This window comes from Xenophilus arseniciresistens, assembly GCF_028023875.1.
Classification (GTDB): Bacteria; Pseudomonadota; Gammaproteobacteria; order Burkholderiales; family Burkholderiaceae_C; genus Xenophilus; species Xenophilus arseniciresistens.
On record NZ_JAQIPB010000002.1, the window covers coordinates 219,542 to 239,625 of the forward strand.

19 protein-coding genes are annotated in these 20,084 nt (G+C 69.4%); 9 read left to right on the top strand and 10 right to left on the bottom strand.

Features of this window, described 5'->3' with window-relative positions:
- Positions 1-27: 27 nt before the first annotated feature.
- The 4 genes from leuA to PGB34_RS05625 all read right to left on the bottom strand — a co-directional run bounded on the left by leuA (position 28) and on the right by PGB34_RS05625 (position 5,030).
- Positions 28-1,749 carry a 2-isopropylmalate synthase gene (gene leuA / locus PGB34_RS05610; protein ID WP_271427085.1) on the bottom strand — a complete coding sequence of 574 codons (1,722 nt, stop codon included), beginning with the start codon at positions 1,747-1,749 and terminating at the stop codon, positions 28-30.
- 194 nt (positions 1,750-1,943) lie between these two features.
- Entirely contained in the window at positions 1,944-2,768 is an 825-nt protein-coding gene (gene pssA / locus PGB34_RS05615) for a CDP-diacylglycerol--serine O-phosphatidyltransferase (RefSeq protein ID WP_271427086.1), read from the bottom strand.
- A 229-nt stretch (positions 2,769-2,997) separates the two neighbouring features.
- Entirely contained in the window at positions 2,998-3,336 is a 339-nt protein-coding gene (locus PGB34_RS05620; RefSeq protein ID WP_271427087.1) for a P-II family nitrogen regulator, read from the bottom strand.
- Positions 3,333-5,030 (bottom strand): NAD+ synthase, encoded by a 1,698-nt coding sequence (locus PGB34_RS05625; RefSeq protein ID WP_271427088.1) that lies wholly within the window; start codon positions 5,028-5,030, stop codon positions 3,333-3,335. The genes PGB34_RS05620 and PGB34_RS05625 overlap by 4 nt, the downstream gene beginning before the upstream one ends.
- 101 nt (positions 5,031-5,131) lie before the next feature.
- On the opposite strand from PGB34_RS05625, the gene PGB34_RS05630 reads away from it, so the two are divergent.
- Both PGB34_RS05630 and PGB34_RS05635 read left to right on the top strand, forming a co-directional pair.
- A complete protein-coding gene (locus PGB34_RS05630) occupies positions 5,132-6,076 on the top strand; it encodes a DMT family transporter (protein WP_271427089.1) in 945 nt (314 codons plus the stop codon).
- Positions 6,073-7,350: a GNAT family N-acetyltransferase gene (locus tag PGB34_RS05635; protein ID WP_271427090.1), complete on the top strand. Its 1,278-nt coding sequence runs from the start codon at positions 6,073-6,075 to the stop codon at positions 7,348-7,350. Before PGB34_RS05630 ends, PGB34_RS05635 begins: the two co-directional genes overlap by 4 nt.
- Here the strand turns inward: PGB34_RS05635 and PGB34_RS05640 are convergent.
- Positions 7,339-8,292, bottom strand: a complete 954-nt coding sequence (locus PGB34_RS05640) for a LysR family transcriptional regulator (RefSeq protein WP_271427091.1) — start codon at positions 8,290-8,292, stop codon at positions 7,339-7,341. The genes PGB34_RS05635 and PGB34_RS05640 overlap by 12 nt on opposite strands.
- A gap of 114 nt (positions 8,293-8,406) precedes the next feature.
- On the opposite strand from PGB34_RS05640, the gene PGB34_RS05645 reads away from it, so the two are divergent.
- From PGB34_RS05645 to PGB34_RS05665, 5 genes are all read left to right on the top strand, one after another.
- Positions 8,407-9,831, top strand: coding sequence for a M20 family metallopeptidase (locus PGB34_RS05645; protein ID WP_271427092.1), 1,425 nt, complete (start codon positions 8,407-8,409; stop codon positions 9,829-9,831).
- A gap of 70 nt (positions 9,832-9,901) precedes the next feature.
- Complete coding sequence (locus tag PGB34_RS05650) at positions 9,902-10,888, top strand: Bug family tripartite tricarboxylate transporter substrate binding protein (protein ID WP_271427093.1); 987 nt, start codon at positions 9,902-9,904, stop codon at positions 10,886-10,888.
- A gap of 182 nt (positions 10,889-11,070) precedes the next feature.
- Positions 11,071-12,483: a polyhydroxyalkanoate depolymerase gene (locus PGB34_RS05655; RefSeq protein WP_271427094.1), complete on the top strand. Its 1,413-nt coding sequence runs from the start codon at positions 11,071-11,073 to the stop codon at positions 12,481-12,483.
- A gap of 46 nt (positions 12,484-12,529) precedes the next feature.
- Positions 12,530-13,174, top strand: a complete 645-nt coding sequence (locus PGB34_RS05660; protein ID WP_408647834.1) for an RnfABCDGE type electron transport complex subunit B — start codon at positions 12,530-12,532, stop codon at positions 13,172-13,174.
- A gap of 31 nt (positions 13,175-13,205) precedes the next feature.
- Positions 13,206-13,841 carry a LysE family translocator gene (locus PGB34_RS05665; RefSeq protein WP_271427095.1) on the top strand — a complete coding sequence of 212 codons (636 nt, stop codon included), beginning with the start codon at positions 13,206-13,208 and terminating at the stop codon, positions 13,839-13,841.
- A 6-nt stretch (positions 13,842-13,847) separates the two neighbouring features.
- Here PGB34_RS05665 and PGB34_RS05670 read toward each other — a convergent pair whose 3' ends face one another.
- Complete coding sequence (locus tag PGB34_RS05670; protein WP_271427096.1) at positions 13,848-14,348, bottom strand: VOC family protein; 501 nt, start codon at positions 14,346-14,348, stop codon at positions 13,848-13,850.
- The gene (gene bioB / locus PGB34_RS05675) at positions 14,345-15,397 is read right to left on the bottom strand and encodes a biotin synthase BioB (RefSeq protein ID WP_271427097.1); all 1,053 of its coding nucleotides are present in this window, start codon (positions 15,395-15,397) and stop codon (positions 14,345-14,347) included. The genes PGB34_RS05670 and bioB overlap by 4 nt, the downstream gene beginning before the upstream one ends.
- A gap of 148 nt (positions 15,398-15,545) precedes the next feature.
- Here bioB and PGB34_RS05680 point away from each other — a divergent pair, with 148 nt between their 5' ends.
- Positions 15,546-17,411, top strand: a complete 1,866-nt coding sequence (locus PGB34_RS05680; RefSeq protein ID WP_271427098.1) for a DUF1963 domain-containing protein — start codon at positions 15,546-15,548, stop codon at positions 17,409-17,411.
- A 2-nt stretch (positions 17,412-17,413) separates the two neighbouring features.
- Here PGB34_RS05680 and dusA read toward each other — a convergent pair whose 3' ends face one another.
- From dusA to PGB34_RS05695, 3 genes are read right to left on the bottom strand one after another with little or no spacing between them, the layout of a single operon-like run.
- Positions 17,414-18,448, bottom strand: coding sequence for a tRNA dihydrouridine(20/20a) synthase DusA (dusA, locus tag PGB34_RS05685; protein ID WP_271427099.1), 1,035 nt, complete (start codon positions 18,446-18,448; stop codon positions 17,414-17,416).
- A 45-nt stretch (positions 18,449-18,493) separates the two neighbouring features.
- Entirely contained in the window at positions 18,494-19,072 is a 579-nt protein-coding gene (locus PGB34_RS05690) for a hypothetical protein (protein ID WP_271427100.1), read from the bottom strand.
- Positions 19,073-19,121: 49 nt separating this feature from the next.
- Positions 19,122-19,361: a hypothetical protein gene (locus tag PGB34_RS05695; protein WP_271427101.1), complete on the bottom strand. Its 240-nt coding sequence runs from the start codon at positions 19,359-19,361 to the stop codon at positions 19,122-19,124.
- Positions 19,362-19,661: 300 nt separating this feature from the next.
- On the opposite strand from PGB34_RS05695, the gene PGB34_RS05700 reads away from it, so the two are divergent.
- The gene (locus PGB34_RS05700; protein ID WP_271427102.1) at positions 19,662-20,072 is read left to right on the top strand and encodes a hypothetical protein; all 411 of its coding nucleotides are present in this window, start codon (positions 19,662-19,664) and stop codon (positions 20,070-20,072) included.
- Positions 20,073-20,084 lie beyond the last annotated feature (12 nt).

Genomic DNA, 20,084 nt, shown 5'->3' on the forward strand with positions numbered 1-20,084 from the left:
TTCACGCGGGCTGCCGTGGGGCACGCCTCAGGCCGTGGCAACCTGCGATTGTGCGCCCTGCGCAGGGCGCCCGGCACCGCTGGCACGGGCGCGCTGCACGCCCGAGATGATGGCCTTGTGGGCCGCCGCGATGGTGTCGCTGTCAAAGCCCACGCCGAACAGCGTCTGGCTGTCGTCCACGCGCAGCTCCAGGTAGGCCACCGAGCGCGCGTCGGCCCCCGCGCCGATCGCATGCTGGTGGTAGTCGATCACGCGGATGTCATGGCCGGTGGCTGCGCTCAATGCCTGCGTGAAGGCGTCGATGGGGCCGTTGCCCTCGCCTTCGATCTGGCGCTTGGCGCCGTCCCAGGCCACTTCGCCGCGCAGCGTCACGCGCCCTTCGGCGCCGTCGGCGCCCGGGCGCTCCTGCAGGCTGCGCTGCTGCAGACCGCGCGCGCCTTCGATGCGGTATTCGTTGTTGAAGATCTGCCAGAGGTCGGCGGCCGTGAGCTCCTTGCCCTCGACGTCCATCACGCGCTGCACGACCTGGCTGAACTCGATCTGCAGGCGGCGCGGCATCTCGATGCCGTATTCGCTTTCGAGCAGGTAGGCCATGCCGCCCTTGCCCGACTGGCTGTTGACGCGGATCACGGCTTCGTAGCTGCGGCCCACGTCCTTGGGGTCGATGGGCAGGTAGGGCACGTCCCAGAGATCGCCCTCGCGGCGCGCCGCGAACACCTTCTTGATCGCATCCTGGTGCGAGCCCGAAAAGGAGGTGTAAACCAGGTCGCCCACATAGGGGTGGCGCGGGTGCACGGGGATCTGGTTGCAATGCTCCACCGTGGCGCGGATCTCGTCGATGTTCGAGAAGTCCAGCTCGGGCGAGACGCCCTGCGTGTAGAGGTTCAGCGCCACGTTGACGAGGTCGAGGTTGCCGGTGCGCTCACCATTGCCGAAGAGGCAGCCTTCAATGCGGTCGGCGCCCGCCATCAGGGCGAGCTCGGCGGCGGCCGTGCCCGTGCCGCGGTCGTTGTGCGGATGCACCGAGAGCACGATCGAATCGCGGCGCTCCAGGTTGCGATGCATCCACTCGATCATGTCGGCAAAGATGTTCGGCGTGGAGTGCTCCACCGTGGAGGGCAGGTTGATGATGCACTTGCGCTCGGGTGTGGGCTGCCACACGGCCGTGACGGCGTCGACCACGCGCTTGGAGAACGCGATCTCGGTGCCCGAGAACATTTCAGGCGAGTACTGGAAGGTCCACTGCGTGCCCGGATGCCGGGCCGCGATCTGCTGGAACAGCCGCGCCTGCGAAGTGGCGAGTTCGACGATGCCGTCCTCGTCCATGCCCAGCACCACGCGGCGCATCACGGGAGCCACGGCGTTGTAGAGGTGGACGATGGCGCGGGGCGCGCCCTGCAGCGCTTCGAAGGTGCGTTCGATCAGGTGCTCGCGCGCCTGCGTCAGCACCTGGATGGTCACGTCATCGGGAATGCGCTTTTCCTCGATGAGCTTGCGCACGAATTCGAACTCCACCTGCGAAGCCGAGGGGAAGCCCACCTCGATCTCCTTGAAGCCGATCTTCACGAGCATTTCGAACATGCGCATCTTGCGCGCGAGGTCCATGGGCTCGACCAGGGCCTGGTTGCCATCACGCAGATCGGTCGACAGCCAGATCGGTGCACGGGTCAGCTGGGCGTCGGGCCAGGTGCGATCCGTGAGGGCGATGGGCGCGAAGGCGCGGTACTTGGTCTGCGGTTGCTTCAACATGTCGATCTCTCTGCTTGGTTGGCGAGGGTTTGAATCGACCAGCAACCCCAAAAACAAAACGGCCCGTTGCTGGTGCGAACGGGCCGTGATGGTGGGAAGTGCGCGCGCGCCCTACCGTCTCCGCCCGAAGGGGATGGCTAGTAGGGCCAGTGCGAACTTGTTCATGAGTGGGCGGACTTTAGCACAGCATCTGCTCAGCTGTGCAAGCCTCTTTCATCGGGCTCGTCGGTGGAGATGCTGATCACGCTGGCCGGCTGGCCCTTGGCCTTGCGCCAGGCGTAGATCACGAAGCCGCTCAGGCCATAGGCCACGAACAGGCCAAAGAGCACGGTGGGCGGATGGATGTTGATCACGGCGATGCCCAATGCGATGAGCACGATCACGGCAAAGGGCACGCTGCGCTTCACCTGGATGTCCTTGAAGCTGTAGAAGGGTGCGTTGGTCACCATCGTCAGGCCGGCATAGAGCGTGAAGACGAAGGTGATCCAGGTGATCTGGTTCCAGCTCAGGTACAGCACGTCGCTGCCGCGACGGCCCCATTCGGTCATGAGCCAGATGAAGCCCGTGACCAGCGCCGCAGCGGCCGGCGACGGCAGGCCCTGGAACCAGCGCTTGTCCACCACGCCCGTGTTGACGTTGAAGCGCGCCAGGCGCAGCGCGGCGCAGGCGCAGTACACGAAGGCGGCGATCCAGCCCCAGCGGCCCAGGCCCTTGAGCGACCATTCGTAGGCGATCAGCGCCGGAGCGGCACCGAAGGACACCATGTCGGACAGCGAATCCATCTGCTCGCCGAAGGCGCTCTGCGTGTTGGTCATGCGCGCCACGCGCCCGTCCAGGCTGTCGAGCACCATGGCCGCGAACACCCCGAGCGCGGCCAGGTCGAAGCGCGCGTTCATGGCCATCACGATGGCATAGAAGCCACCGAAGAGCGCAGCCAGGGTGAACAGGTTCGGCAGGACGTAGATGCCCTTGCGACGCTTGCGCGGCAGCGTGTCGCCGGAAGGCGTGTCGTCATGCATGAATGAAGGCTCCTTTGCCCGGCGGGTGGCCTGCGGGCGGCGGTCTGGATGAGGGCGCGCCGCGCGTGGCGGCGGCAAGCCGGCCAGTGTAGTCAACTCGGCCTTGCGCGCCGGCCCCACGCCCCCAGCGTCAGCAGGCACTATCCAGTTGCGCGCCGCGCAAAGCAAAACGCCGGGCACTGGCCCGGCGTTGCAGCACAAGCGGCGCCTGCGCGCCAGCCTTTGGCTTTCAGATGGCGCTTTCGTTTTCCTCGCCGGTGCGGATGCGCACGATGCGCTCCACGTTGGTCACGAAGATCTTGCCGTCACCGATCTTGCCGGTGCGCGCCGCGGCCACGATGGCATCCACGCAGCGCTCCACGTCCTTGTCGTCGACCACCACCTCGATCTTCATCTTGGGCAGGAAGTCCACCACGTACTCGGCGCCACGGTAGAGCTCGGTGTGGCCCTTCTGGCGGCCGAAGCCCTTGATCTCGGTGACCGTGAGGCCCGACACGCCGACCTGCGCCAAGGCCTCGCGCACGTCATCGAGCTTGAAGGGTTTGACGATGGCGGTGATCTGCTTCATGGATGCTCCCTTCCGTGGGCGGTTTCGTTGAACTTGCTGGTGATAGGGTAACGCCAATCCTTGCCGAAGCTGCGGTGGGTCACCCGAATCCCGACCGGCGCCTGGCGCCTCTTGTACTCGTTGATCTTGATCAGCCGCGTCACGCGCTCGACCACCGCGCGTTCGTAGCCGGCTGCCACGATGGCCTCGACGCTCTCGTCGTCCTGCATGTAGCGCGCGAGGATGCCGTCCAGCACGTCATAGGGCGGCAGGCTGTCCTGGTCGGTCTGGTCCGGGCGCAGTTCGGCGCTGGGCGGGCGCGTGATGATCCGCTCGGGAATGGGCTCGCGGCCCGTGCCGTAGGGGTCGTGCGTGTTGCGCCAGCGTGCGAGCGCGAAGACGGTGGTCTTGAGCAGGTCCTTGATGACGGCGAAGCCGCCGGCCATGTCGCCGTAGAGCGTGCAGTAGCCCGTGGCCATCTCGCTCTTGTTGCCGGTGGTCAGCACGATGGCGCCGAACTTGTTCGACAGCGCCATCAGCAGCGTGCCGCGGATGCGGGCCTGGATGTTCTCTTCGGTCGTGTCCTCGGCCCGGCCTGCGAACTCGTCGGCCAGCGCGGCCTTGAAGGATTCGAAGGTGGGCTTGATGGAGATCTCGTCGTAGCGCACGCCCAGGCGATTGGCCATCTCGCGCGCGTCGATCCAGCTGATGTCGGCCGTGTAGGGCGAAGGCATCATCACCGCGCGCACCTTGTCCTTGCCCAGCGCGTCCACCGCGATGGCCAGCACCAGCGCCGAATCGATGCCGCCCGACAGGCCCAGGATCGCACCCGGGAAGCCGTTCTTGCCGACGTAGTCGCGCACGCCCAGCACCAGGGCATCCCAGAGCTGGGCCTCGGCCTCGCGCGGCGGCGGCAGGCTGGCGGCATCGGCGGCCACGCGCACGCCCGCAGGCGCCACGCTCAGCGGCACGCGCACCAGAGCCTCCTTGAAGGCCGGCGCCTGCAGCGCCAGTTGGCCGTCGGCCTGCAGTGCGAAGGAGGCACCGTCGAAGACCACTTCGTCCTGGCCGCCCACCAGGTGCGCGTAGATCAGCGGCAGGCCCGCGGCGCGCGCGCGCTCGGCCATGCGCGCCACGCGCTCGTTCTCCTTGCCCACGTGGTAGGGCGAGGCGTTGATGACGGCCAGCACCTGCGCACCCGCGGCCTGTGCCAGCGCGGCCGGCTCCTCGAACCACGCGTCCTCGCAGATCAGAAGGCCCACGCGCACGCCCTGCACCTCGAACACGCACACGCCCTGGCCGGGCGTGAAGTAGCGCCGCTCGTCGAAGACCTGGTAGTTGGGCAGCTCGCGCTTGGCATAGGTGGCCAGCACCTGGCCACCGCGCAGCACGCTGGCTGCATTGAAGCGCTGCTGCACCGCCACCGAGCGGCTGCGCAGGCTACCGCCCGTGGGGTGGCCCACCACCACCGTCATGTCGGGCAGGTCGGCCAGTTCGGTGGCAATGCGCAGCACGGCCTCATCGCAGGCCGCGGTGAAGGCCGGGCGCAGGAACAGGTCTTCGGCCGCGTAGCCGGCGATGGACAGCTCGGGCGTGAGCAGCAGGCGCGCACCCTGCGCATGGGCCTGGCGGGCCGCGGCGACGATGCGGCCGGCATTGCCGGCGATGTCGCCCACCACGTAATTGAGCTGCGCGATGGCGATCTGTAGCGTCATGAAAGTCAGGGGTGCGAAGCCGGATGAAAAGCAGCGCAGGATGTTAGCCGCCTTCCCCTGCCCCAGCAGGGCTGCCGGCCCGCTGGTACGCTCGGCCTTCCATGCCTTCCCACTCGACTTCCGCGCAAGCCACGCCCCTGGCCCGGCTGTGGCACTGGAGCCAGCGCCAGGCACCCCTGCTGCTGATCTTCACGACCCTGATCTGGGGCTGCAACGCGGTGGCGGCGCGGCTGGCGGTGGGCGAGATCTCACCCATGATGCTGACCACCGCGCGCTGGGGCATCTGCTGCGTGGCGCTGTGGTTCAGCGCGCGCCGCGAGATCAGCGCCCATTGGCGCGCACTGCGACCGCACTGGCGCTACATCGCGGTGATGGGCACGGCCGGCTTCACGGCCTTCAACGCCCTCTTCTACACGGCGGCCCATCACACCACGGCCATCAACATCGCCATCATCCAGGGCACCATTCCGGTGCTGGTGCTGATGGGCGGCTTTCTGGTGGCGGGCCTTCGCAGCACGCCGATCCAACTGCTGGGCGTGGGCATCACGCTCGCCGGCATCGTGGTGGTGGCGTCGCGCGGCGAGCTGGCCGTGCTCACGGGCCTGGGCTTCAACGTGGGCGACGTGTGGATCCTGCTCGCCTCGCTGCTGTATGCCGGCTACATGCTGGGCCTGCGCAGGCGCCCGGCCGTGCCGCCGGTGGTCTTCTTCGCCGCGCTGGCGGCCGTGGCGGCGCTGGCCTCGCTGCCGCTGCTGGCATTGGAAGTGGCGCGCGGCGAGTTCTTCATGCCCACGGCCACGGGCTGGGCGCTGATGCTCTTCGTGGGCCTGCTGCCCTCCTTCGTCTCGCAGATAACCTTCATCCAGGCCGTGGCGCTCATCGGCCCGGCGCGCGCAGGCGTGTACATGAACCTCACGCCCATCTTCGGCCCGCTGCTGGCGGTACTGGTGCTGGGCGAGCCGCTGTCGCTCTACCACGGCGTGGCACTGGCGCTGGTGCTGGGTGGCATCTGGATCGCCGAACACCTGGGGCAGCGGCGCGCATGAGCGACGCAACGAGCGAGGGCGCCGTGCTGCGCCTGCATACCGACCCGGCCGAGCTGGACGCCACCGCATGGGACGCGCTGCTCGAGCGGCAATCGCTGCCCACGCCCTTCATGCGCCACGCCTACCTGAGCGCGCTGCACGCCAGCGGCAGTGCGACGGCGGGCACGGGCTGGGCCGCGGCCTTTGCCACGCTGCACGAGGACGGCGTGCTCAGCGCGGCCTGCCCGCTCTACGTCAAGAACCACTCCTACGGCGAATATGTCTTCGACTGGGCCTGGGCCAACGCGTACGAGGAACACGGCCTGGCCTACTACCCCAAGGCCGTGGTGGCCGTGCCCTTCACGCCCGTGCCGGGCTCGCGCCTGCTCGCGCAGGACGCCGCCAGCCGCGCCCGGCTGGTGCAGGGGCTGCTGCAATGGTGCGGCCAGATGGAGCTGTCCTCGCTGCACCTGCTGTTTGGCAGCGACGAGGACATGGCCGCCTGCGAGCAGGCCGGCCTGATGCGGCGCCAGACCGTGCAGTTCCATTGGTCGAATGTGGCCCCCACGCTCCCTGCTTCGCGTGGTTCGCTGCCCCCCGAGGGGGCGCTCGCCGCCTTGGGGCGGCCCGGCGGCGGCTCGGTTCCATGGCCCGACTTCGACGCCTTTCTCGCCAGCCTCTCGCAGGAAAAGCGCAAGAAGATCCGCCAGGAACGCCGCAAGGTGGCCGATGCCGGCGTCAGCTTCCGCTGGGCGCGCGGGGCGGACATAGCCGACGAGGACTGGGATTTCTTCTACCGCTGCTACGCGCGCACCTACCGCGAGCACGGCAACCCGCCCTACCTCACGCGCGAGTTCTTCCGCCTGCAGGCTCGCTCGCAGCCCGAATCCTGGCTGCTCTTCGTGGCCGAGCGCGGCGGCCAGCCCATGGCCTGCAGCCTGATTGCACTGGGCGCGGATGCCGACGGCACGCCCGTGGCCTATGGCCGCTACTGGGGTGCGCTGGAGCGCGTGGACTGCCTGCACTTCGAGGCCTGCTACTACCAGCCGCTGCAGTGGTGCATCGCGCAAGGCTATGGCCGCTTCGAGGGCGGCGCCCAGGGCGAGCACAAGATGGCGCGCGCGCTGATGCCGGTGGCCACGCACAGCGCCCATTGGCTCGCGCACCCGGGCTTTGCCGACGCGGTGGACCGCTTCCTCGCACGCGAGGACGCAGGCATTGCCCATTACCTGGACGAGCTGGCCACGCGCAACCCCTTCCGGCGCGGGGCGCCAGCGGCAAGCTCAGACGGCTGAGGCCTGCGGCGCACGCCGGGCGCGGCCCAGCCTGCGCCGCGCGGCGCCCGCGATCGCCCGCACCAGATGGGCGACGAAAGCCTGCCCCAGCGGCGGCAGGGTGCGCCCCTCCAGCGCCAGCACCTGCAGCCGGCGCTGCTGCAGCACGGCATCGGCAAAAGGCCGCGCCACCACTTCGCCGCTTTCAATCAGATGCAGCACCGTCAGGTGGCCCGACAGCAGAAGGCCCGGCGTGCGCAGCAGCGGCAGCAGCACGCCCGAGAAGTTGCTGACGAACTGCGACTGGTACTGCACGCCCTGTGCGCTGCAGGCCAGGTCGAAGAGCTGGCGCGTGGTCACGCCGCGCCCGCCCAGCGCCAGCGGGTAGCGGGCCACTTCGGTGGCCTGTACCACGCGCTGGCGCGCCAGCGGGTGGTCGGGCTGCATCACGGCATAGACCGGCGCCTGCGCATCGTGCAGCACGCGCAGGCCGGGCTCGGGCGCCACCGTGTACTTCAGGGCCAGGTCGGCATCGCCGCGCATCAGCAACTGGCTCACCTGCTCGGGCGAATCGACCTGCAGCTCGATGCGGCTGCCGGCATGCGCGTCCTGGAACCCGCGCATCAGCGCCGGCATGAAGTGGGTGGCAAAGCCTTCGGTGCAGGCCATGCGCACGCGGCCCGCCTGCTGCGTGCCCAGCGCCCGCACCTGCTCGATCACCTGTTCGGCGTCGAGCACGGCCATGCCCAGGTGCGCGGCCAGGCGCTGGCCGGCGGCCGTCAGGGCCATGCCGCGCGCCTGGCGCTCGAACAGCGGCGTGCCCAGCAGCTCTTCCAGCCGCGCGATCTGCCGGCTGATGGCCGAAGGCGCCACGAACAGGCGCGCCGCCGCCTGGCTCACGGAACCGCTGCGCGCCACTTCCAGGAAATGACGCAGGGGAATGCTCAGAAGCGGCAGCGACATGCGACAAGACCTTTGCTTTTGAGGCAATGGTAGCTTGCCAATTCGATACTAGAAGCAATGCTCATCTGGCCTTTTACTTGCGTGCTTCGCACACGACGAGACATTGCAGGCTCCATGACCCGATCCCACGCCCTCCAGGCCGCCGCCACCTACTTCGACGACGGCCGCTTCTTCAACGACCTGCAGCGCCGCGTGGCGCTGCGCACCGAAAGCGACACCGGCAGCGTGCCGCCCGCACTGCACGCGTACCTGCAGGACGAACTGGTGCCGCGCCTGACGGCCCAGGGCTTCGGCTGCCGCATCGTGCCCAACCCCGATGCGCGCGGCGGCCCCTTCCTGATCGCGCGGCGCGAGGAAGACCCGGCCCTGCCCACCGTGCTGAGCTACGGCCACGGCGATGTGGTCAGCGGCCAGGAAGGCCAGTGGCGCGAAGGCCTGGACCCCTGGCAGCTCAAGGCCGAGGGCGAACGCCTGTATGGCCGCGGCACGGCCGACAACAAGGGCCAGCACACGATCGCGCTCGGCGCACTCGAGGCCGTGCTGGCCGCGCGCGGCGGACGGCTGGGCTACAACATCTGCTGGCTGATCGAAACCGGCGAAGAGGCGGCCTCCCCCGGGCTCGAGGCCGTCTGTGCCCAGGAGCGCGAGACCCTGCGCGCCGACCTGTTCATCGCCAGCGACGGCCCGCGCGTGCAGGCCGGCCGGCCCACCCTGTTCCTGGGCTCGCGCGGCGCGGTGAATTTCAGCCTCCGGCTGGCCAGCCGGGCGCGCGGCTACCACTCGGGCAACTGGGGCGGCGTGCTGGTCAACCCGGCCACGCGCATCGCCCATGCGCTGGCCGCGCTGGCCGATGCACGCGGCCGCATCCTCGTGGAAGGCCTGCGCCCGCCCGCGCTGAGCGAGCCGCTGCGCGCGGCGCTGCGCACGCTGCAGATCGGCGGCGGCCCGGACGACCCGGCCATCGACGCCGGCTGGGGCGAGCCCGGGCTCACGCCCGCCGAGCGCCTGGTGGGCTGGAACACGCTCGAAGTGCTGGCTTTGGGCGCCGGCAACCCGCAGCGCCCGGTCAATGCCATTCCGCCGCAGGCCGTGGCCCATTGCCAGTTGCGCTTCGTGGTGGGCACGCCGTGGCAGCAGCTGCAGCCGATCGTGCGCGCGCACCTGGACGCGCACGGCTTCGACGACATCGAGGTGGCGGTCTCGCTCTCGGGCGCGGCCACCCGGCTGCCGCTGGACAACCCCTGGGTGGCGTGGGCGCTGCAGTCCATCGAGCGCAGCAGCGGCCAGCGCGCCGACCTGCTGCCCAACCTGGCCGGCTCGCTGCCTAACGAAATCTTTGCCGGCCTGCTGGGCCTGCCCACGCTGTGGGTGCCGCACTCGTACCCGGCCTGCGCGCAGCACGCACCCAATGAACACCTGCTGGCCCCGGTGGCCCGCGAAGGGCTGCAGATCATGGCCGGCCTGTACTGGGACCTGGGCGAGCCGGACCAGGCGCCATGGCAGGCCGGTGCGCTCGCGGCCCAGGCCGACGCGGCCTGAGAAGGAGCCCGGCCCACCCGCCCCCAACACACACGCTCTCTCATTCGACCTTCAGCACAAGACCCGACCCATGACCTTCACCCGCCGCACCCTCTGCCTGGGCCTCGCGCTGGCCGCCGCCAGCCTGGCCCCCGTTGCCACCCTGCATGCGCAGGAGCCCTGGCCCGCCAAGCCGCTCAAGCTGGTCGTGCCCTTCCCGCCCGGCGGCGGCACCGACCTGGTGGCCCGCGCCATGGGCCAGAAGCTGGCCGAGCGGCTCAGGCAACCCGTGGTGATCGACAACAAGCCCGGCGCCGCCACCATCATCGGCACGGACGCCGTCGCCAAGGCCCCGGCCGACGGCTACACGCTGCTGCTCTCGGGCTCGACCAGCTTCTCGGTCAACGCCGCGCTGCGCGCCAAACTGCCCTATGACCCGGTCAAGGACCTGGCACCCATCGCCATCGTGGCGCGCACCCCGCTGGTGCTTGTGGTGAAGGCCGACGCACCGTACCAGAGCGTCGATGCGCTGGTGGCCGCCGCCAAAGCCAAGCCGCAGTCGATCCGCTATGCAAGCTTCGGCAGCGGCTCGGGCCCGCACCTGGCCGGCGAGCTGTTCGCGCTGGCCGCGGGCGCAAAGCTGCAGGAGGTGCCCTACCGCGGCAGCGCCCAGGCCACGCTGGCCGTGATCTCGGGCGAGATCGAGATGGGCATCGACACCGTGGCCGCCGTGGCGCCGCACATCCAGTCCGGCAAGCTGCGCGCGCTGGGCATCGTGGGCGCCAGCCGCTCCAGCCTGCTGCCAGACGTGAAGACGCTGGCTGAATTGAAGCTGCCCGACGCCACCTTCGACGCCTGGTACGGCTTTGCCGCGCCGGCTGGCACGCCGGCCCCTGTGCTGCAGCGGCTGAGCCAGGAAGTCCGGGCCGTGATGGCCGACGCCGCCCTGCAGAAGCAATTGCGCACCCAGGGCATGGAACCGGTGGTTATCGACGCGGGCACCTTCCGCAGCCAGATGGAAGCGGAAATCGCGCGCTACCTGGCGCTGGCGCACCGCGCGGGCATCGCGCCGCAATAAGGGGGCCGCTGCCGCAGCCAGCAGGCCCGGGCGGTGTTGGTCATCAGCCACAGCCCGGGCCGCGATTGGGCTTTTGACCGAAATCAAACGAACTTCTTATATGGGGCTGAGCCGCGCTTGACACGCCATCAACCCCGCACGCTGCTATATTTCGCTGCAGTGCAACAAAATGGCTGCCTGCGATGCTCTACCAGATCTATGAAGCTCAGCGCTCCCTGATGGAGCCCTTCGCGGACTTCGCTCAGGCGGCTTCCAAGCTATTCACGAGCGGTGCCGTCTACAGCCAGTTGCCCATGGCCCAGCGCGTGGCCGCCGGCTACGACCTGCTGTATCGGCTGGGCAAGGACTACGAGAAGCCCGAATTCGAGATCAAGACCGTGCAGGTGGACGGCACCGACGTGGTGATCCACGAGGTGATCGCGCTCGAGAAGCCCTTCTGCCAGCTGCGCCGCTTCAAGCGCTTCACCGACGAGGTGGACACCCTGTCCAAGCTCAAGAGCCAGCCCGTGGTGCTGATCGTGGCGCCCTTGTCGGGCCACTACGCCACGCTGCTGCGCGACACCGTCAAGACGATGCTGCAGGACCACAAGGTCTACATCACCGACTGGAAAAACGCGCGGCTGGTGCCGCTGGCAGACGGCGAGTTCCACCTGGACGACTACATCAACTACGTGCAGGAGTTCATCCGCCACCTGCAGGCCGAATATGGCCATTGCCATGTGATGAGCGTGTGCCAGCCCACCGTGCCGGTGCTGGCCGCCGTGTCGCTGATGGCCAGCCGGGGCGAGCCCGTGCCGCTGTCCATGACGATGATGGGCGGCCCCATCGACGCGCGGCGCTCGCCCACGGCGGTGAACAACCTGGCCACCAACAAGAGTTTCGAGTGGTTCGAGAACAACGTGATCTATCGGGTGCCGCAGGGCTTCCCGGGTGAAGGCCGGCGCGTCTACCCGGGCTTTCTGCAGCACACGGGTTTCGTGGCCATGAACCCGGACCGCCACGCCAACAGCCACTGGGATTACTTCAAGGACCTGATCAAGGGCGACGACGCCAGCGCCGAAGCCCACCGCAAGTTCTACGACGAGTACAACGCCGTGCTCGACATGGACGCGGACTACTACCTCGAGACCATCCGCACCGTGTTCCAGGACTTCAACCTGGTCCACGGCACCTGGGACGTGAAGAACCCCCAGGGCGATGTGGAGCGCGTGCGGCCGCAGGACATCCGCGATGCGGCCCTGCTGACCATCGAGGGCGAACTCGACGACATCTCGGGCTCGGGCCAGACCCAGGCGGCGCACGACCTGTGCACGCAGGTCAAGCATGGCGAGCACTTCGAAGTCCAGGGGGCCGGCCACTACGGCATCTTCAGCGGCCGCCGCTGGCGCGAGCAGGTGTACCCGCGCGTGCGCGACTTCATCCGGAGCCAGGACCTGCCGCAGGTGCGGCCCGACACCAGCGAACTGGCGGCCGAGGACGAGGTGGAGCACGTCACCGCGCCGGCCGCCCGCAAGCGTGCCAGTGCGGCACCGCGCAAGACATCAGCCGCCACGGCTGCGCCGCGTTCCGCGCGCGCGAGCCGCAAGAGCAGCTGAGCCGCCCCTGCGGCCGGGCGCTGCCGCGCGGCATACTACGCGCCCCATGACCCGACTCGCCGACCTCCTGCTGGACGCACTGCCGCAGACGCAGTGCACACGCTGCGGCTACCCTGACTGCGCGGGCTACGCGCAGGCTCTGGCGCAGGGCGAGGCCGAGATCGACCAGTGCCCGCCCGGCGGCCGCGAAGGCGTTGCGCGCCTTGCCGCCCTCACCGGCCACGCCGTGCGCCCGCTGAACCCGGCCTTCGGCGGGGAAGCGCCGCGCCGCCTGGCCGTGATCGACGAGGCCTGGTGCATCGGCTGCACCCAGTGCCTGGACGCCTGCCCCACCGATGCGATCCTGGGCATCAACAAGCGCATGCACACCGTGATCGAGGCCCATTGCACGGGCTGCGAACTGTGCCTGCCCGTGTGCCCCGTGGACTGCATCGCCATGGAAGAGGCCACGCCGGGCCGCACGGGCTGGCAGGCCTGGTCGGCCGAACAGGCGGGCGCCGCACGCGCGCGCTACGCCCTGCACCGCGCGCGCCTGGGCAGCCGCGAGCATCGCGCGCAGGACGCTGATGACGCCGGCACGGGCGATGAAGCCGCAGCCGCGGCCGCCCAGCAGGCCGCGCGCAAGCGCAGCGTGGTGGAAGCCGCGCTCGCGCGGGCCCGTGCCGCCGCGCAGGCCCGCGAACGCGCCTGACCGGACCTCCACGCCCGGCCGTGCCTGCCCCATGAGCCTCGACACCCTGCTGCTGTACGCCCTGGCCTCCACGGCCCTGGCGCTCACGCCCGGCCCCACCATGCTGCTGGCGCTGTCCAACGGCATTGCCGGCGGCATGCGGCGCGCGGCCTGGGGCATTGCCGGCGCCTCGCTGGGCAGCAGCGTGCTGATCGCGGTGGTGGCGCTCGGCCTGGGCTCGCTGCTGGCGGCTTCCGAATGGCTGTTCCAGGCGCTGCGCATCGGCGGCGTGCTGTACCTCGTGTGGCTGGGGCTGAAACTGTGGCGCGCCGCGCCGCCCGATGTGCGCGCCGCCCTGCAGGACGCGCCTGCGCAGGCCACCCAGGGCCGCATCGCGCTGCTGCGCAGCCTGGGCGTTGCGCTGTCCAACCCCAAGGCCGTGCTCTTCTTCGCGGCCTTCCTGCCGCAGTTCATCGACACGCGGCAGGCGCAGGGGCCGCAGTACCTGGTGCTGGGCGCGGTCTTCGTGGCCATCGACACCTGCGTGATGCTGGCCTATGCGGGCGCCGGCACCCAGGCCGTGCGCTGGCTCTCGCGCCGCAGCCTGCAGGCCATGAACCGCGGCTGCGCCGTGGGCATGTGGGCCCTGGCCGCCACGCTGGCCTTCTGGCGCCGGCCGGGCGGCTGAACGCGCTCAGCCGCCCGGCGCGGTGGCCAGCGCCGCGAAGGCCCTGCACACCTCGGGCGGCGCCTGCACCAGCTCGATCAGCACGCCCTCGCCGCTCATCGGAAATTGCGCGTTGCCCTTGGGGTGCACGAAGCAGATGTCAAAGCCCGCCGCGCCGCGCCGGATGCCGCCCGGCGCAAAGCGCACCCCCTTCGCGCCCAGCCATTGCACGGCCTGCGGCAGGTCATCGACCCACAGGCCCACGTGGTTGAGCGGTGGGTTGTGCACGGCGGGCCTGGCTTCGGGGTCCAGCGGCTGCATCAGGTCCACCTCGACCGCCAGCGGCCCTGCGCCGAGCTGGCAGATCTCCTCATCCACGTTTTCACGCTCGCTGCGAAAGTGGCCTTTCACCGGCAGCCCCAGCAGTTCCACCCACAGCCCGCGCAGGCGCTGCCTGTCGGCCGCGCCGATGGCGATCTGCTGCAGGCCCAGAACCCGGAAGGGCCGCACGGCGTCCGCCGTCGTCACGCGTGCGCGCCCTCGGCGGCGTCTTCGGCCACAACGCCCACGGCGCGGCTGGCGTAGCCCAGCTTGTCGAGCAGCCGCCGGTCGGCGTCGGCATCGGGGTTGCCCGTGACCAGCAGCTTGTCGCCATAGAAGATGGAATTGGCGCCGGCCAGGAAGCACAGGGCCTGCACCGCCTCGCCCAGCTGCTGGCGCCCGGCCGACAGGCGCACGCGCGCCCTGGGCATGAGGATGCGCGCCACCGCGATCACGCGCACGAACTCCAGCGGGTCGATGGGCTCGCTGTCGGCCAGCGGCGTGCCGGGCACGCGCACCAGGCTGTTGATCGGCACCGATTCCGGGTAGGGATCGAGGTTGGCCAGTTGGGCCAGCAGCCCGGCGCGGTGAACGGGCGCCTCGCCCATGCCCACGATGCCGCCGCAGCACACGCTGATGCCGGCCGCGCGCACGTGGGCCAAGGTGTCCAGCCGGTCCTGGTAGCTGCGCGTGTCCACCACGTCGCCGTAGTACTCGGGCGCGGTGTCGAGGTTGTGGTTGTAGTAGTCCAGGCCCGCATCGCGCAGGGCCCGCGCCTGGTGCGCCTCGAGCATGCCCAGCGTGGCGCAGGACTGCAGGCCCAGGCCCTTCACGGCCTGGATCAGCTCGGCGACTTTCTCGATGTCGCGGTCCTTGGGGGCGCGCCAGGCCGCACCCATGCAAAAGCGCGTGGCGCCCGCATCCCTGGCGGCCTGCGCGGCTTGCGTCACCTCTTCCACGCTCATGAGCTTCTGGGCCTTCACGCCGGTGTCGAACTCGGCCGACTGCGGGCAGTAGCCGCAGTTCTCGGGGCAGCCGCCGGTCTTGACCGACAGCAGCGTGGCCAGCTCGATGTCGCGCGCGGGCCAGTGTTCGCGATGCACGGTCTGCGCCCGGAACATCAGTTCGTCGAAAGGCAGCGCCAGCAGTGCCTGCACCGCTTCCACCGACCAGCGCGCTTGCGCCGCGCCATTGGCAGAAGTTGCAGAGGCTGCGCTCCGGTGCAGTTTCACCACGGCCAGGTCATTCACATTCATTCGCACACGCTCCTGAAAATCATCGGGGCCCACGGCAGGCTCGCCCCAGGGCCAAGGCATCTTAGCGACTCGCCGTGGGGTGATTCGCAGCCGCGCTGCCCTGCACTGTTAGCCTTGCCCGCATCCTCAACGCCGGGAATCCGCACGCATGTCCACGCCCCTGTTTCGCATCGGCAGCACCGACTTCGCATTCGCGCCGGAAAGCAGCGCCAGCTTCAAGGACGGTGGCATGAGCTTCGAGCTGCGCGCGCAACCGGTGCGCTTCGATGCAGCCGCGGGGCATGAGCGCATCTTCCCGGCCGAGGGCTCCGACACCGCCGAGGCCGGCTGGATCGCGCCCGGCCTGTGGAGCAGCACCTTCTTCTTCGACGACCTGCACGGCGCGCCCCGTCAACGCTTTGAACACCCCGGGCCGGCGGGCCACGATTGCGGCTTCTACCTGTGGGAGAAAGGCATGCGCTTTGGCGTGTGCTTCTTCGGCCAGGTCGATCTGCGGCCCGATCGCATCGAGCTGCAAGGCGTGCTGCGCGCCGCGCACGAAAGCGATGAACAGGGGTTGCCGGTGCATGTGCTGTGGCCTTGCGCGCCCGGCGAGTTCGCACTCAAGCCGCACCTGTATCGCAGCCTCAAGGCTGCTTCGCACGTGCCGCCGCAGCATGTGCGCGAGCTGCTGCTGTCGGAATGGGACGGCCAGTGGCCCGAGACCCTGCGCGCCTTCGAGCGGCTGGAGTTCCTGTCGCTGCAGCAGCACTGGGCCAAGCCTGGCGAGCCCGTGGCGGCGGTGCCGGACTGGCTGGGCGACTTGCGCGCGCTGCGCCGGCTGTACCTGCGCAGCCCGAACATCCAGGCGCTGCCGGACACGCTCGGGCAGCTGCAGGCGCTGGAAGAACTGTCGGTCACCTATGGCCAGTTGCAGGCCCTGCCCGAAAGCATCGGCCAACTGAGCCAGCTGCGGCAACTGACCCTGAGCGGCAACCGCCTGCGCACGCTGCCCGAGCGCATCGGCGATCTGCTGGCCCTCACGCACCTGAACATCGAGGGCAATCCCTTCGAGTCGCTGCCGGCCTCGCTCAAAAAGATCCGCAAGGTCAATGTGGAGAAGAAGAGCGAAGCGCTGTTCCGCGACATCCGCTACCGGCCCGAGATCGAAGTGGCCATCGACCGCGACATCTTCATGGCCCGCAGCAGCCCCGCCCATGCCGAGCTGCTGTCGGCGGCGCTCGCGCGTCACAAGCTCAAGCGCTATGAGAAGGCCCTGCTGCGCCATGCGCGGCAGGCGCTGCGCCTGGTCAGCACCGAGCCCGACGACGGCACGGCGCGCGGGCGCACGCGCGTGGGCGGCGCGCCCGATCTGCCGCCGGGCATCGAATACCCGGCCACCGACGGCAGGCTGTGGCACTTCTACGCCCAGCTGGACCTGCAGGCACTGGCGCCGCTGCAGGGCTGGCTGCCGCGCAGCGGCCATCTGTACTTCTTCGGCGAAGGCCAGGAGCATGGCGACGGCGTGCGCGTGCTGCATCTGGATGCGCCGGCCGATGCGCTGCGGCCTTATGCGTGGCCCGAAGGCGCCGAATTCGTCGATGGCAGCGATGTGGCCGATGCCTACACGGGCTTTGAGGTGCGCGTCGATGCGACGGTCTCGGTGCCCAGCCTCTACAGCGCCCGCGAACGCCTGGGCGGCAAGGACGCGGTGCTGCTCAGGATCGAAGACGATGAGAAGCTGCAGAAGGCCTACTGGGCGCTGGAGGAGGAGTTGACGGGCAACGCCGACCGGCAGCGCGGCGCACACACGATGAACGCCGAAGTCTTCACGCAGCACGAAAACCCGCAGGAGCAGGCCTCACGCGAGCGCGGCGGCCTGCCCGAGGAATGGATCAACCTGCTGATGCTCGATTCAGACAGCAACCCAGGCTTCTGCTTCTGGGACGCCGGGACGCTGACCTTTTCCATCCACGAAAAGGACCTCGCGCTGGGCGACTTCTCGCGCGTGCACTGGAGCCTGGAAAGCAGCTGAACTCAGGCCGCCTGCGCGGGCGCGCGCTCGTGCGCCAGGGCCATCACCTCATGCGCGGGCCGCGTCTTCAGGCGATGGTCGCTCCACACCTGGCGCCAGCGCCGCGCACCCGGCAGGCCGTGGCGCAGGCCCAGCATGTGGCGCGCGATGTTCCACCACGGCGTGCCGTGCTCGGCCGCCTCGCGCGCCATGTAGGCGCACATGCGCGCTTCCACGTCCTCGCGCGTCAGGGCTGAGGGCGCATCGCCGAAGAACTCGCTGTCCCAGCGCGCCAGCCACCAGGGGTTGTGATAGGCCTCGCGGCCCACCATCACGCCGTCGAGCAGGCGCAGGTGTTCGTGCACCTGTTCGTCATGCTGGATGCCGCCGTTGATCGAAAAGCGCAGCTCGGGGAAGTCGTGCTTGAGCCGGTGCACGAGCGCATGGCGCAGCGGCGGGATCTCGCGGTTTTCCTTGGGCGAAAGACCCTTGAGCCAGGCGTTGCGCGCATGGACGATGAAGGTGCGGCAGCCGGCCTGGCTCACGGTGCCCACGAAGTCGCGCACGAACTCGTAGCTCTCCACCTTGTCGATGCCGATGCGGTGCTTGACGGTGACCGGCACGTCCACCACGTCCACCATCGCCTTGACGCAGTCCGCGACCAGCGCGGGCTCGGCCATCAGGCAGGCCCCGAAGGCGCCGCGCTGCACGCGCTCGCTGGGGCAGCCGCAATTGAGGTTGATCTCGTCATAGCCCCACTGCTGGCCCAGCCGGGCGCAGTGCGCCAGGTCGGCCGGTTCGCTGCCGCCCAGCTGCAGCGCCACCGGGTGTTCCTCGGCATTCATGCGCAGATGGCGCGCCACGTCGCCATGCAGCAGCGCGCCGGTGGTCACCATCTCGGTGTAGAGCAGCGCGCGGCGGCTCAGGAGCCGGTGCAGGAAGCGGCAATGGCGATCGGTCCAGTCCAGCATCGGCGCCACGGACAGGCGGTCGGCCGCAAAGCCGGCATGGGACAGGGTGGGCGCAGAAGAGGAAGAAGGGGAAGGATTCGGAACCATGGTCAATCGCGGCGGGCCGCTGCACGGCCGGCCGGCGATTGTCGGTCAGCGCCGCTCCAGCTGGTCCATCGAGGTCCGCAGACCGTGGTAGTCGGTGGGGCCGCTGTGTTCGGGCGGGTGCCCGGCGGCCGAGAGCCAGGCCGCGATGCTGGGCAGGCGGCGCGCGAAATGCTCCTGCAGCGCGGCCCAATCCCTGTCTTCTTCATGCGGGCTGGCCACCATCACCTCGAGCGCCTCCACGGCCAGCGTGCGCAGGCTGGTCACCATGGCCAGCCCCCGGCCGTCGAGCTGCTGCAGGCTGGCCTCGCGGCCCTGCGCCAGGATTTCCTCGAGGATGCGCCGATGGACCGTGAAGTCGGCCGGATTGCGGTGGGCGCAGGCATCGGCCAGTTCGCGGAACACCCAGTGCATGTTGGAGGCGAAGAGCGCGGCGATGTGGCCGGCCTGCCGGCCGCTGCGCAGGGCCGCCTCGCGCTGCAGCTGCGCGCCCCACATCAGGGCCATGAGCACGCCGGTGGCCTGCACCCAGGCGGCCCACTCGAAGGCGCTGAAGGGCGGGGCCACCCACAGCACCATGCCCAGCCCCACCAGGGCAGCGAGGGCCACGATCACCGGGTGGTTCATGCTGCTTCCGATCGAGTGTGGCGGTTCATGAAAAAGCGGGGCCAGCGCATCAACTGCGCCGCGCCGGCGTTTCCTTCAGGGGCCCCTTCGGGCCGAACATGCGGCGCATGGCTGAAAGGCCAAGGACGAGCGCGTCGCCATAACTGGCGTAGGCCTCGCAGGAGGTTTCAAGCAATTGATAAGGCAGCATTTCGTCGTCCAGCCCATCCACGGCTTCAAGCAGCACCCAGTGAAATTCGCCCGGCTCCAGTTCCTGGACGGTGATAGCGATGTTGCGCAGCAGGGACATGAATAGACGCGCTCCGCACGCCAGCAAGGTCAGGCGGCCATCCTAGGCTGAGCCTGGCCATCGCCGGGTCCAAAAAATTCACGTTCAGAAACATTTTTTGCTCAATGATGTCACATTGAAACACTTTTGCGTACCCCGGGGCCACGCGTTTTTCACCCGGCAGGCCCCGCACGCTGCCTTGACGGGCAGGATCTGCATCGCCCTTCCTACGAACGCCGCCTCCTCCGGGCCTCAAGCTGGGCAGGCGCGCGGGTGGTCTTGCGCCGCTTGGACCACCGCTGCTCGCCTGCAGGAGACGCCATGATGAAAAACTTTGCCCTGACGCCCAACATGCTTGCGCCCGTGGGGTCGGCCTTCTACCCCAAGGGGCATGCCATGCTCATGTTCGAGACCGAGGCCAAGGCGCGGGAGGCTGCGCAGGCCCTGGAAAAGTCCCACGCGGTGACGGCCGATGCGGTGCAGTACATCTCGCCAGCCGCGCTGCTGGCCCAGATCTCGCCTACGGTGAGCGACGCCGACGAGCCGTTGCCTTCGGCCGGCACGGATGCGGCCACGGTGCGCGCCTTCACGGCGCTCGCACGCAAGGGCCATGCGGCCCTGCTGGTGGCCATGCCCGACGACGCCACCCGCGATGCCGTGATGGCGGTGCTTGAGGCCCACAAGCCCAGCATGGCCCAGCGCTATCGCATGCTGGTGATCGAAGACCTCTGAGCTTCGGCGCGG